The sequence below is a fragment of the Streptomyces sp. MB09-02B genome, assembly GCF_033794485.1.
In the GTDB taxonomy this organism is placed as follows: domain Bacteria; phylum Actinomycetota; class Actinomycetes; order Streptomycetales; family Streptomycetaceae; genus Streptomyces.
On sequence record NZ_JARGEE010000245.1, the window covers coordinates 1 to 13752 of the forward strand.

Genomic DNA, 13752 nt, shown 5'->3' on the forward strand with positions numbered 1-13752 from the left:
GTGTGGGGGTGGGAGTGGGCTCGGGAGCGGGGGTCGGCTTCGCGGACGGAGCGGGAATCCCGGCCACCCGCGACGGGGAGGGCGACCGTGTCGGTGTCGGCAACGGCTGGGACACCGGCACCACCTTCGCGGGCGTGTCCGGCGCGGGGCGCGACTCCGGCGGCGTCGGGGGATCCGGCTCCGGGGCGGCCTCGACGGGCTGCGAGGCGGGCGGCTTGGCCGGCGGCTCCCTGGGTTCCACGTCGTCGTTCGCCAGTGCGAGTGCCACCGCCGCGGCGACCATCCCGGCCACACTCACCGCGATCCCGGCCTTGGCCGGCGCGCCGAGCCCCTCCGCGGCGGCCCCGCCGCCGGCACCCGCGCCACCGGGGCCACCGCCCGCCGCGGCAGCCGCGCCCGCGGCCCCGGCCGCACCGGCGCCCGCCCCTCCCGCGACGAGCGCGGCCACCTTCGCGTATCCGGCCGCGCCGAACCACCCGATGACCGCGACGGGTACGACGGCGGGGATCCCGCTCGCGACGTCCTTGATCTGCCCGGCGGCCAGCCGGCACGCCGCGCACTCCTCCAGGTGGGCGCGCAGCCCCCGCTCGGCCCGTGTCCGCAGGCTGCCGCGGGCGTACGCGCCGAGCCGGTCGGCGTAGCGCCCGCACTCGGCCGAGTTACCGGCGAGCGTGGCGCTCACATGGGCCTGCAGATACGCCTGTTTGAGGCCCTCCCGCGCCCGGCTGGCCAGCACCCGGGTGCCGTTGGCGTCCAGCCCGAAGAGCGTGGCGACCTCGCTCGGCGACTCGTCCTCGACCTCCGTGTGCCAGAGCACGGCCTGCCACCGCTCCGGCAACGAACGGAACGCCCGCATCGCCATCGACTGCTCGGCCTCGTGCATCGCCCGCACGTCGGCCCCCAGGTCCAGCGTGTCGCTGTCCGACCCCTGGGCCCCGCGCGACGCCTGGGCCGCGAACACGGCGAAGTCGTCGACCAGCTGCTCCCGTCCGGCGGAGCTCGTCCACGTCGCGGCGACCCGCCGCACCGACGTCAGCAGATAGGCCCGTACGGCGTGCTCCGGCCCGGAGCCGCCCCGTACCGCCTGCAGCATCCGGGCGAAGACCTCGGCCGTCAGGTCGTCGGCGGTATGGGCGTCCCGGCAACAGGTCCGGGCGTAGCGGCGGACGGCCTGTGCGTGCCGTCGGTACAGCTCCTCGTACGCCGAGCCGTCCCCCGACCGCATCCACTCGATCAGATCGGCGTCGGAAGGCGCCCGCGGCGGCAGCACACCCGCGTCGGAACGGTCCCACTGCCCCGGAACGCCGCGCCCCCCTTGTCTCGGCACCTGAGGCTCCGCCTCGGTCCCCGCCCCCTCCGCCGACTTCGACTCGTCCCGCCCGTCAACACCCATCGCGGAAGCCCCCGCCGCCAGCCGACCCAGTCCCGAACACCAGGGCAGAGTGCCATATTGTCTTTTGTTCAGTCCCTGGCACTACGGGCATACCACCCGTCCGAGCGGACTTCCCAGACCTCAGGCCACGCATTCACTCGAATGAGTAGCGGGATCTCCGAACCCGCTCCCCGCAGGGCGCGCAGGCCCTGAAGGCCGCAGGCCTGTCAGGGGCGCGGGGAACTGCGCGAGAACCCCCACCGAACCCGCACCCGACGACGCACCCCGCAACGCACCCCCCGGGGTCGAAGGGGCAGCGCCCCTGGGGAGGAAAACGGGTAAGGGCGGCGGGGGCGAAAGAACCACCCCACACCGCCCTCGAGCAAACGACTCTCACCCGCCCACGATCAGGCAGGCCGAGACCGCAGCCCCTCCAACAAGATGTCCAGCAACCGCGCCGACGCGGCAGCCTGCTGCGCCGCATCCGGCAACGAAGGCGCGCCCGTGGCGATCACGAGCAACACATCCGCCACCGTCACGTCCTGGCGCAGCTCACCCGCGGCCCGAGCCCGCTCCACCAACTGCCCCACGACCTCGAGCAGTGCCGAAGCACCGGCATCGTCCACGGGCCCACCGACACCACCGGCTGAGCCACCCGCACCGGAGTCCGCCGGGACCAGCCGCAGCTCGGCCGTCGGCTGTATCCGCTGCTGCGGCACCCGTGCCTCGTCGACGACGATCCCGCCGACGTCGTCGGACCCGTCCTCGGCGACGCCGACCCGCAGCACCTGCGGCGGCAGCAGCCGCCCGGCGCCGGAGGCCACCGACGTCCGCAGGAACCGCGACAGCGCCTGCCACGGGTCCTCCTCCTGCCCGAGCGCCACCCTGGCCTGTTCGGTGAGCCGAGACGTCTCCTCCTCGGCTATCCGGCGGACCAGGACGTCCTTGCTCGGGAAGCGCCGGTACACCGTGCCGACACCGACCCGCGCGCGGCGGGCCACATCCTCCATCGGCGCGCCGTACCCCAGCTCGCCGAAGACCTCGCGCGCCGCGCGCAGCACGTGCTCGAGGTTGCGCTGTGCGTCCACGCGGAGCGGAGTGGACCGCACTCCGTCACCGCGTCCGTTGCCGCCCGCCGAGCCGATCGCACCGCCGGGTGCGATGGTGGACGCGGACGACCAATGGGACTCCTGAATATGCATACGTGTTCCCCCGGTAATGACGTCTCCCCCCGGAGACTCTCCCCGTCATCGGAAGCCGGAGCGGCGGAACGAGCGTCCAAGGTTCTCGGCGGTCACCGATCACCTTCGCCGGAGACCCGGTCCCCGGGCCGGCCGCCCGTCGCGGACCACCCGGAATCCGGACCCGGACCCGGCATCCACGATCTCGACCCCGGACCCGACCGAACCTCTTGAACGCATCCCCCCTACACCCCGTCGACACACGAACATAGTTGAGAGGGAGTCAATTCAGAAGGGGCACGTTCCGCACGGAGCGCCCCTCGATCGGAGTACGGGCGGTTTACGTCCGGTTTGCGCCCCCTCCCGCTACCGGTCTCACACCATCTGACCTGCGCACCTGCCGCACGCGCCGGTAAATCGGCCAACCCCGCGCCCCCACGGCGACCGGTCACACAAATTGCCGGGCCTGTGGACAAACCAGCGAGCAAGGTGCGTCATGGGATGGTGAAGGAACCGATGCGCATCCTTATCGTCGGCGGCGGATACGTCGGGCTGTACACAGCGCTGCGCTTGCAGCGACAGCTGAAACCGGAACTCGGACGCGGCGACGTCGAGATCGTCGTCGTGTCCCCCGACCCCTATATGACGTATCAACCCTTCCTTCCGGAGGCGGCCGCGGGCTCCATCTCGCCCCGCCATGTCGTCGTGCCGCTGCGCCGGGTGCTCGACAAGTGCAAGGTCGTCATCGGCGAGGCCACCGCGATCAACCACGCCAAACGCGTCGCGACCCTCACCACCCTCGCCACCGAGGAGGAGGGCTCGGCCGCCGAGCAGCTGACGTACGACGAACTGGTCCTCGCCCCCGGATCGATCTCGCGCACGCTGCCCGTCCCCGGGCTCGCGGACCACGGCATCGGCTTCAAGACCGTCGAAGAGGCCATCGGCCTGCGCAACCACGTGATCGAACAGATGGACATCGCCTCCTCCACCCGCGACCCCGCGATCCGCGACGCGGCCCTGACCTTCGTCTTCGTGGGCGGCGGCTACGCCGGCGTGGAGGCGCTGGGCGAACTGGAGGACATGGCCCGCTACACCGCGCGGTACTACCACAACGTCAAGCCCGAGGACATGAAGTGGATCCTCGTGGAGGCCTCCGACCGCATCCTCCCCGAGGTCGGCGAGGAGATGGGCCGCTACACGGTCACCGAGCTGCGCCGCCGCAACATCGACGTACGCCTGCACACCCGCCTGGAGTCGTGCGCGGACCGCGTCGCCGTCCTCAGCGACGGAGCCCGCTTCCCGACCCGTACGGTCGTCTGGACGGCCGGGGTGAAACCGCACCCGATCCTCGCCGCCACCGACCTGCCGCTGAACGAGCGCGGGCGGCTGAAGTGCACCGCCGAGCTGACGGTGGAGGGCGTCGCGCACGCCTGGGCGGCCGGTGACGCGGCCGCCGTCCCGGACGTCACCGCCGAAGCCGGCAAGGAGACCGCGCCCAACGCCCAGCACGCCGTCCGCCAGGCCCGCGCCCTCGGCGACAACATCGCCCGCTCCCTGCGCGGCGAGCCCTTGGAGACGTACTCCCACAAATACGTCGGCTCCGTCGCCTCCCTGGGCCTGCACAAGGGCGTCGCCCACGTGTACGGGCGGAAGCTCAAGGGCTACCCGGCCTGGTTCATGCACCGCGTGTACCACCTGAGCAGGGTGCCCACCTTCAACCGCAAGGCCCGCGTCCTCGCCGAATGGACCCTCTCCGGTCTCTTCAAACGGGAGATCGTCTCGCTCGGATCACTCGAACATCCCCGTGCGGAGTTCGAACTCGCGGCCGGTGGAAAGCCTCCTGAGAACCCGAAGGGGTCGTCCTGACCGGATCCAGGAACTCCACCGGTCGGGCCGACGTCTGACGGATGTCGGTCCGGTCGGCCAGACTGGTGCGCGACGTGATCCATGATCCCGGGCGGGGCCACCCCCTCGCCCACACGTACCCACGACCAGGCGCCCCCACCGCCGCACCCGGGGCAACCCCTCGGGCCGCCGGCCGGACCCGGAGCCGGCCACAGACGACCACACGAGGCACGAGGCACGAGGCAAGGATTCGGTGAACTTCACGCGCTGGAGCGCCCGGCTCCCCGGTACGCAGCGCCGCGCCGCAGCGCGGACCGAACACACGGTCACCCCGGACCGGCGCGGCGAAGGCTCCGTGCCCGCGGCCCGCGTCGAACGCCAGAGCGACGATCCCCCGGACGACCACCCGACCGTGCCCGCCGTCGACGACCTCCCCACCCGCGAGATCCTCGACCGCATCCCGGCCCTCGTCGCCCTCGTCCACGGCCCCGACCACCGCACGGCCTACGTCAACGACGCCTATGTCGCGGCCTTCGGCGTACGCCCCCTCGGCGAACCCGCCCACGCGGCCCTGCCCGAGCTGGACGCCCTCGGCCTCCTCCCGCTCCTCGACCAGGTCCTGCGCAGCTCCAGACCCCGCACGGTCAAGTCGCGCAAGGCCCCCGGCGGCCGCAGCTACACGATCACCTGCACCCCCGTCGCCGTACCGAGCGGCGGCGAGCAGAGCGAGGGCGGCGTACTGATCTTCGCCGCCGACGTCACCGACCACGCCGAGGCCGGCGAACGGTTGCGCGCCAGCGAACGCCGCCAGCGCGAGACCGCCGTCACCCTCCAGCGCTCCCTCCTCCCGCAGGAACTGGAACAGCCCGACGACCTGCGCATCGCCGCCGTCTACCACCCCGGCGGCACCGAGACCGCCGTCGGCGGCGACTGGTACGACGTCATCACCCTCGGCGGCGGCCGCACCGCCCTCGTCATCGGCGACGTCATGGGACGGGGCGTCCGCGCCGCCGCCGTCATGGGCCAGCTCCGTACGGCCGTCCGTGCCTACGCCCGCCTCGACCTCCCGCCCCACGAGGTCCTGCAACTCCTCGACGGCCTGGCCACGGAGATCGACCCCAACCAGATCGCCACCTGCGCCTACGCCGTCCACGACCCCAACGAGGGCCGCCTCGTCTACTCCTCCGCGGGCCACCTCCCCATCCTCGTCCGCGACGAGAGCGGCACCGTCCTGCGCGCCGACGAACCGACCGGTCCGCCGCTCGGCACCGGCGGCTGGACCCACGCCTCCGGCTCCATCCCCCTCGGCCCCGGCTCCACGGCCGTCTTCTACACGGACGGCCTCGTGGAGCGCCGCAACGAGGACCTGGACGAGGGCATCGCCGCCCTGGAGCGCGCCCTCGCCGGCGCCACGGGCACCCCGCAGGTCGTCTGCGACCGACTGGTCCGCTCCACCGGCGTCACCGCCGACCACGACGACGACGTGGCCGTCCTCGTCCTCCAGCACCCCGCACGCACCGGCCCCGACAGCGAACTCTTCCGCAACGCCGCGCTCGAACTCCTCGGCGGCGTCGAAGCGGCCCCCCGCGCCCGCGCGTTCGCCTCCGGCGTCCTGACCAGCTGGCGCTTCCCGACGGAACTCCACGACCTGGGCGTCCTGGCCGCCAGCGAACTCGTCGCCAACTCCCTGCAACACGGCACCCCGCCCATGCGGCTGCGCCTGCGCCGCACCGACCGCCGCCTCATCGTCGAGGTCACCGACGGCAACGACCACCTCCCCCGGCGCCGCCGCGCCGACCCCGTCGACGAGTCCGGCCGCGGCATCGCCATCGTTGCCACCATCGCCTCTAACTGGGGCAGCCGCCGGGCACCGGGCGGCGGCAAGGCGGTGTGGTGCGAGTTCGCCCTGCCGGGGACGGCCTGAGCCGCCGGGGCCGCGGCTGAGCCGCGACCCCTCACACGGACTCGGGCACCTGCGCGTCCGCCCGCCGGGCGGTGTCGACCCCGGCGCGCCAGGCGACACGGGCCGCGTGGAGGCGGGTCTCGACGCCGAGTTTGCCGTAGATGCGCCGGAGATGGTCCTTGACGGTGTCGGGGCTCAGGCTGAGCCGGTCGGCGATCTCCCGGTTGGGGAGCCCGTCGCCGACGAGCGCGAGGATCTCCCGTTCGCGCGGCGTGAGGGCGGACACCAACGCCTCGGCCGAGGCGTGTTCCCTGCCGGGCGGGACAGGCCCGGCGTAGGCGGTCTTGAGGGTCTCCGTCAGGCAGGGGTCCAGCGCGAGACCGCCGTGGGCGACGGCGGTCACCGCCCAGGGCAGGTGCAGGGCCGCGGTGGCACGGCGCAGGATGCCCGTCGCGCCGTGCCGGAGCAGTTGGCGCGTGCCGTGCCCGGTCAGCCGCTCGCAGAGGACGACACCGGCGGGTCCGCCGAGCCGGAGGAGCGTGTGCAGGGCCTCGCTCTCCGCCGCGTGGCTGATCACCACGACGTCGGGCCGGGACCAGCGAACGATGTCGGCCAGAGTGCCCGGAGCACCCTCGGCGACGAGAGTGAACTGCTGTACTTCCTCCAATACCGTACGAACCGCGATGCGTGCGGAGAGCATGGGAGCCACCAACGCGACACGAACCATCTGTTCCCCCGTCAGGTCAGCTGGTCGGACACAAGAGACGCGCTGTGGTCAAGAGCGCGTTCTCAAGACCTCAACAAACGCGTGCAGCTTCACACTTGGGGTTGGGCCGGTCAAGCGCTCAAGCGCCGTACGGGGTGGTGACACCGGTGTCAACTCCCCAGCCGGGTGGGAGGCGATCCGGACTCCCCCACCAGTGGGGTACAGCGGTGACGGGTGGTGCCCCAGGGTGGTGTATCGAACAGACCGCACACGATGGGGGAACGAAAACGATGAGAATCAAGACAGCCATAGCGGCGACGATGATCGTGGGGGCGAGCCTGCTCACCACGGGGGGCGTGGCCAACGCGGCGCTGAGCGACTGCAACTCCAACAACATGTGCATGTGGGGCAACAACGACTTCCGGTGGATGATCGGCGAGCGTGGCCACGGCTCCACCACGTGGACCAACCTGAGCGGGGACCGCAACGACGAGATGGACTCGTGGGCCAACCGCTCGGCCACCCACACCGGCTGCATGGCCGAGCACTCCAACGGCTCGGGCGACAAGCAGGACATGCACAGGAACGACGACGACGGCAACGTCGCCCCCTGGAACAGCGACGAGATCACGTCATGGCGTACACGGAGCGGGTGCTGAGTTGACGACAGCCGCTGGCGCACCGCTCGTCCGGACGAGCGGAGTGTGCAAGGCCTACCACTCCACGGCCGAGACAGTCTGGGCCGCGAGAGACGTGGACTTCACCGCCCGGGCGGGGGAGTTCGTGTGCATCTACGGCGCCAGCGGCTCCGGCAAGTCGACGCTGCTCAATCTGCTCGCCGGCCTGGATCTCGCCGACTCCGGAGAGATCCAGGTCGGCGGTGTGGACGTGAGCACGGCCGACGAGGCGCGGCGCGCGGAGCTCCGGCTGCGCACCGTCGGGGTGGTCTTCCAGGAACACAACCTGATCGAGGAGTTCAGCGCCGTGGAGAACGTCGCGCTGCCCCTGGAGGCATGCGGCGTCCCGGTCGCCGAAGCGCGTGACCAGGCGCTGGCCCAACTGGCCCGGGTCGGTCTGGCCGGGCTGGAGGACCGCATGCCGTGGCAGATGTCCGGCGGACAGCGCCAGCGGGTCGGCGTCGCGCGGGCGCTCACCGGACAGCGTTCCGTCCTGCTCGCGGACGAGCCGACCGGTGCCCTGGACTCGACGACCACACGCGAACTGTTCGAGCTGTTCCGGACCCTGTGCGACGACGGCGTCCTCGCCGTGATCTGCTCGCACGACCCACGCTGCCGCGACTTCGCCGACACGGTCTACGAGGTCGTCGACGGCCGCCTGGAACCCCGCTCGTGACCACCACGGAGACGACACGGGGGCCCGGCACCGCATGACCCACGACAGCACGACCGACGAGGACACGACGGACGACCGTTCGGCTCAGGACCGTACGGCGCCCGCCCGTACCGCCCCTGCCCGTACCGCGCCCGGCCCCACGGCGTACGGCCCCACGGCGTACGGCCCCACGGCGTACGGCCCCACGGCGTACGGACCCATGGCGTACGTGCCCATGGCGTTCGCCGACCGTGTCCGGCTGACCGCACGGCTCGCCCGGCGGCTGGCCCGCTCGCGTGCGCTGGCCCGGTCGGTGGCGATCGTGTTCGTCGCCGGGCTGCTGGTGATGGGCATGTTCGTCACCCTGCGGACCCTGTCCCTGTCCGGCGAACAGGTCGCGCAGAACGAACTGGGCCGCTTCGGCGCCAAGGTCGGCTACGGCAGCGGCGTGTCCCTGCCGCCGGGTGACGACACCTTCCTCACCGACCTCCGCTCCCGGCTGCGCGACGCCGACGCCATGGACGCCGAGATCGTGCTCAGCGCGACCGACGTCCAGCTGAACACCACGCCGGCCCGCAATGTGACGGCGTTGGAGAGCGACTGGGCGTCACGGCCGTACCCCGAGCGGTACGAGCTGCTGTCCGGCGAGTGGCCGAGCGGCCCCGGCGAGGTGGCCGTCACCGAGCCGGACGACGTGGACACCACCCTGGGGTCGACGCTCACCGTGCTGGGCGACGTACGGCTCAAGGTCGTCGCCACCGTCGACGACCGGGCCGCCGACACCACCAACCTGCTGCTGGGCCCGGGCACCTGGGCCGGGCTCGACCCCGCCCTCAGCGAGGGATTCCCCGTGCTGACCGCCCAGATGGACGTGATGTGGGCGGGGGACGGACAGGAGGAGGTCGTCGACGCCTTCACGGCCGCGGCCCGCACCTGGGCCGAGGGCGGCGACAGCCCCGAGGCCGCCGCGCTCCGCGAGGACGGGCAGAACGCCGTGGGCGCCACCCTGGTCACCCGGGACCAACTGGTGGCCCGCCCGCAGAAGACCTGGATCGAGAAGACGCCCGCCGGTTACACCGTCCCGTCGATCCTGGTGCCCGCCGCGGCCGTCCTGCTGGTGTTCGGCCTCAACGGCCGCCGCTTCCGCCGCACCACCGCCTCCCTGACCTCCGTGGGCGTCCCCCGTACGACGGCGGCGCTGGCTCCCGCGCTGGCCGCACTGGGCTGGTCGCTGGCCGCGGCCGCGTGCGGAGCCGTGGCCGGTGTCGTCGTGGGCCTCGGCGCCCGGCTGCTCGTCTCCCACCTGCGCGACCGCCCGGCGGGCCCGCTCGACGACCTCGCCTCACCCGCGCTGCGCCTCCTCGCCGTGGTCCTCGTGACCGGACTGATCGCCGGCTCCGTACTCGCCCGCACCCGGCGCGACGAACCCGCCCGCCCGCACACCGACGACGAAGCCGCTCAGGCCGGCGACCGCCCGGGCGCCCGACGCGCCCGTGACGCCCGGCACCTGCTGGCCGTCGCCGCCTGGTGCGCCACCGTCGTGTACGCCACCTGGGTCGACTCGCCCCCACAGGCCATGATCCTGACCGGCATCCTGATCGCCGCCGTGCTGCTGATCATCCCCGAGGTCTTCTCCGGGGTGCTCCGACTCCTGCCGGAAGGCGGACCCCGGCGCCGACTGGTCCGCCGCCAACTCGCCGCCGACCGGTCCAGGGCCTGCGCCGCCCTGGCCGTCCTCACCGTGCTCTTCGGCGCGTCCCTCGGGTACGTCACCCTCCTGGACACCCTGATCCGCACCGCCGAGAAGCAGTCCTACCCGGCGGTGCTGTCCGGCCAGGTCCTGCTGGCCAGCCAGGAGAGCGACACCTTCCCGCCCGGCGAGGCCCTGCTGCGCACCGTCGAAGCCTCCGGCACCCTCGACGGTCTGCGCCGCACGGAGCCCCGCTATCTGATGGACGACGACCCCGACAACCCCCGCATGGCGAGCCGTGAAGGCGACGACGGCAGCCTGCTCGCCGCCGACACACCCGCCGACATCGAACGACTGATCGGCCGCCGACTCGACGCCGCCCAGACCTCCGTCCTGCGGGACGGCGGCCTGCTCGTCTGGGCCCACACGTCCGACGCACCCACCGGCCCGGACGCACGCACCTCTCTCGTCGTCCGCCAGGGCGACAAGGTCCTCGGCAGCACGGCCGAACTGCCCGAGGCCGCCGTCGAAGTCAGCCCGGCCGAGTGGCGCACCGGCTCCGACGGCATCATGCTGCGCGCCACCGCGAACGCCCTCGACCTGCCGATCCAGGCCCACGGACCGATCATGGTCACCGGCGTCTCCGACACCGAGGCGCGGGCCCTGCAACAGGCCGTCGTCGACGCGGGCATGGACGCCGGAGCCGTCCTGATTCACGTGGAACCCGACGACCCGGTGCCCCCGGCCGCGCTCCTGGCCACCGCCGTGGGCCTGGTACTCCTGGCCCTCGCCGCCGTACTGGCCGCCACCCGCAGCCAGACCCGCATCCTGCGCCGCTATCTCGCCCGACTGATCGCCGTGGGCATCCCCCCGCGCTGGGCCCGCCAGGTGCTGCTCTGCCAGCACGGCATCCTCATCGCGGTGAGCACCCTGCTCGGCCTGCTCATCGCCGTGGTCCCCACCGTGGTCCTCGCCTCCCAGATCTCCGGATTCGTCCTCAGCGTCCCCTGGTGGCAACTGGGCGTACTCGCCGCGGCGACCTATGCCGCAGCCCTGCTCGCCGCCGTCCTCTCCGCCCACAAGCTGCGCGTGACCGAAGCCCGAGCCACCTGACGGGCGGCACGCACGACGCCCCGACGGCGGCCGGGGCGTCCGGCCCGGATCATCAGACCCGGGCCGCCACCGGCTCCGAGCCGACGCCGGCACCGGCCCCGCTCCCGGCGACCACACGGCTGCTCGCGAGCGCGGGCTGATCCTGCACGGCCGTGAGCTGCCGCCCGAGCCGCAGCGCCAGGACGCTGATGCCCAACGAGCACAGCAGGAACGCCACGATGTACGGCGCGTGCAGCGAGGCGCCCATCGGTCCGCCCACCGCCGGACCGACCGCCAGAGCGAGCTGCTTCACCAGCGCGAAGGCCGAGTTGTACTGCCCCGCCAGCCCGGCCGGAGCGAGGTCCGCGACCAACGGGGCGACGGTCGGCGACAGCATCGCCTCCCCCAGCCCGAACAGCGCGTACGTCGAGACGAACGCGGCCACGGCCATCTCCCGACTCCCGTGCCCGAGCCCCGCGAAGCCCGCGACAGCCCAGGCCACGGCCCAGATCAGGCCCACGGCCGCGATCACCCGCGACCGCCTGCGCCGCGTCACGAACCGCAGCACGGCGAACTGCGCGACCACGATCACCGCGGTGTTGGCCGCCAGCGCCGTCCCGAGTGCGGAGGTCGATATCCCGGCCGCCTCCACCCCGTACGCGCTGAGCCCCGACTCGAACTGCCCGTAGCAGGCGAAGAACAGCACGAAGCCCAGCACACACAACTGCACCATGGCCCGATTGCCGAGGAGCTGCTTCCAGGTCCCCTTGGCCGACGCGCCCGCGGGGACGCCCCCGACCTTGGGCGCACGCGGCGTCCGTACGGTCGCCATCACACCTACGAGCAGCAGGAACATCGCCGCCTGTATGGAGAACAGCAGGACGAAGGAGCTCGCCCGGGTGGCGTCGACGAGATGTCCGCCTATCAGCCCGCCGACCCCGAGCCCGAGGTTCTGCAGGAAGAACTGGGTGGCGAAGGCCCGTGACCGGTTCTCCGGGCCCGAACAGTCGACGATCATCGTCGCGAGCGCCGGCTGCATCACGGCCTGTCCCGCTCCGAGCACCGCCGCGGACGACAACACGGTCGTCGCGTCGGCGGCCAGCCCCAGGCCCAGCGATCCGACGGCGGCGGTGACCAGGGCGGTGAGCAGTACGGGAAGCGGCCCGCGCCGGACTATGGCCCGCCCCGCGAAGGGCAGTACGACCAGCGCGGCGACGGCGAAGACCGCCAGTACCAGCCCCGCCGTCATCGCGCCGAGGTCCCGCACCTGCGCCACATAGACGTACAGATACGGGACCGTGAAGCCGAGTCCGAACGCGCCGAGCGCGTTGCCCACATGAATCCGGCGCATCGCTGCGCCCATCCCCCTGGTCACGTTCACCTGCCTAGATAAGAGAAGCCCCTGCCCACCAGCTCAGGCGTTAACAGTGAAGACTTCAAAGCTAAAACTTAGAACCTAAACAGTACACCCCGAAGGACTTCGATGCCAAGCGCCGACGTGCCATACTGCGGTCCCATGGGCGACCCAGGCACCTCCAGCAGCGCCGAGCCGACACTCGAAGAGCAGATCGCCGCCTACCAGCGCGAGTTCCAGGACCTCGACCCCCAGGTCGAGAAGATCGTCTCGGCCCTCTCCAGGCTCCACCGCCGTATGAACGTCGCCTACGGCCGCCAGACCTCGGAGCTCGGCATCAGCAACGCCGAGTGGGAGGTCCTGAAGGCTCTCGTCCTCTCCGGCGCCCCGTACCGGATGGGCCCGAGCGAGCTGGCCAAGCGACTCGGTCTGACGCCGGCCGCCATGACCCACCGCATCGACCGCATGGTCGCGGAGGGCCTCGTGACGAGGGAGCGCGACGAGAACAACCGCGTACGCGTCATCGTCGAGCTCACTCCCGACGGTCGTGAGAAGTGGCTGGCGGCCATGCGCCTCGCCTCGGTCTTCGAGGAGGACCTCCTCCAGGACCTCTCTCCGCTGGAACGCACCGTCCTGGGCGAGGTCCTGACCCGGCTCCTGCGCCGTGTCGAGCACGCCCAGCCGGACGCCGGTGGCCGCCTCACGGACCTCGACTGAGGCCGTACGCTTGGGGGCGGCCGAGGTTTGGCCGCGGGTCACTCGGGGGATGCTTGACAGTCCAACCCGCGATCCGTAGAGTTCTTCGGGTTGCCGCGGGGCCGTAACGGTTCTGCGACAGCACCTCCGCCGCACAAGCGGCACCCAAAACCAACCAGCACGATCTCCCAACCGGGGTGAATTCGGTGTGCCCGAATTCAATTCGATTTGGGTTCGGACGAGTTCGACAGGCCCGATTGGGAACTGCCGGACGGATCCGCTAAGGTTTGGGACGTCGGAACGGCCCAACAGCCGTGAAGGCAACTCCCGCTGACTGGGAATCAGGCCCGAAAGGATCTGATAGAGTCGGAACCGCCGGAAAGGGATACGCGGAAGCGGGAACCTGGAAAGCACCGAGGAAATCGGAACCGGAAACGGTCTGATAGAGTCGGAAACGCAAGACAGCAAGACCGAAGGGAAACTGCCCGGAGGAAAGCCTGAGAGTAGCTCGGGTGAGTACAAAGGAAGCGTCCGTTCCTTGAGAACTCAACAGCGTGCCAAAAATCAACGCCAGATATGTT

General features: G+C 71.8%; 11 protein-coding genes. 6 read left to right on the top strand and 5 right to left on the bottom strand.

The genetic code is table 11. The features are described from left to right. On the bottom strand, positions 1 to 1393 hold a 1393-nt coding region (locus P1P70_RS28550), incomplete at its 3' end, for a sigma-70 family RNA polymerase sigma factor (RefSeq protein ID WP_319242709.1). Positions 1394 to 1779: 386 nt separating this feature from the next. Then, a complete protein-coding gene (locus P1P70_RS28555) occupies positions 1780 to 2574 on the bottom strand; it encodes a helix-turn-helix domain-containing protein (protein ID WP_319242711.1) in 795 nt (264 codons plus the stop codon). Between the two features lie 480 nt (positions 2575 to 3054). On the opposite strand from P1P70_RS28555, the gene P1P70_RS28560 reads away from it, so the two are divergent. Beyond that, positions 3055 to 4419, top strand: coding sequence for an NAD(P)/FAD-dependent oxidoreductase (locus P1P70_RS28560; RefSeq protein WP_319242713.1), 1365 nt, complete (start codon positions 3055 to 3057; stop codon positions 4417 to 4419). Between the two features lie 232 nt (positions 4420 to 4651). Continuing rightward, positions 4652 to 6322: a SpoIIE family protein phosphatase gene (locus tag P1P70_RS28565; RefSeq protein ID WP_319242715.1), complete on the top strand. Its 1671-nt coding sequence runs from the start codon at positions 4652 to 4654 to the stop codon at positions 6320 to 6322. Positions 6323 to 6353: 31 nt separating this feature from the next. Here the strand turns inward: P1P70_RS28565 and P1P70_RS28570 are convergent, their stop codons facing one another. Beyond that, positions 6354 to 7001, bottom strand: a complete 648-nt coding sequence (locus P1P70_RS28570; RefSeq protein ID WP_319242717.1) for a response regulator transcription factor — start codon at positions 6999 to 7001, stop codon at positions 6354 to 6356. 296 nt (positions 7002 to 7297) lie between these two features. Between P1P70_RS28570 and P1P70_RS28575 the strand changes: the two genes are divergently transcribed. Genes P1P70_RS28575 through P1P70_RS28585 form a run of 3 tightly spaced genes read left to right on the top strand, consistent with a single transcriptional unit; the run spans position 7298 to position 11142 of the window. Beyond that, positions 7298 to 7666: a peptidase inhibitor family I36 protein gene (locus P1P70_RS28575; RefSeq protein ID WP_319242719.1), complete on the top strand. Its 369-nt coding sequence runs from the start codon at positions 7298 to 7300 to the stop codon at positions 7664 to 7666. Between the two features lies 1 nt (position 7667). Further along, a complete protein-coding gene (locus P1P70_RS28580; protein ID WP_319242721.1) occupies positions 7668 to 8360 on the top strand; it encodes an ABC transporter ATP-binding protein in 693 nt (230 codons plus the stop codon). 34 nt (positions 8361 to 8394) lie between these two features. After that, the gene (locus P1P70_RS28585) at positions 8395 to 11142 is read left to right on the top strand and encodes a hypothetical protein (protein WP_319242723.1); all 2748 of its coding nucleotides are present in this window, start codon (positions 8395 to 8397) and stop codon (positions 11140 to 11142) included. 52 nt (positions 11143 to 11194) lie between these two features. On the opposite strand, the gene P1P70_RS28590 is transcribed toward P1P70_RS28585, so the two are convergent. Beyond that, positions 11195 to 12484, bottom strand: a complete 1290-nt coding sequence (locus P1P70_RS28590) for an MFS transporter (RefSeq protein WP_319242728.1) — start codon at positions 12482 to 12484, stop codon at positions 11195 to 11197. A gap of 153 nt (positions 12485 to 12637) precedes the next feature. Here P1P70_RS28590 and P1P70_RS28595 point away from each other — a divergent pair, with 153 nt between their 5' ends. Then, on the top strand, positions 12638 to 13192 hold the full coding sequence (locus tag P1P70_RS28595; RefSeq protein WP_319242725.1) for a MarR family transcriptional regulator: 555 nt from the start codon (positions 12638 to 12640) through the stop codon (positions 13190 to 13192). A gap of 259 nt (positions 13193 to 13451) precedes the next feature. Here the strand turns inward: P1P70_RS28595 and P1P70_RS28600 are convergent. Further along, on the bottom strand, positions 13452 to 13752 hold a 301-nt coding region (locus P1P70_RS28600; protein WP_319242726.1), incomplete at its 5' end, for a hypothetical protein.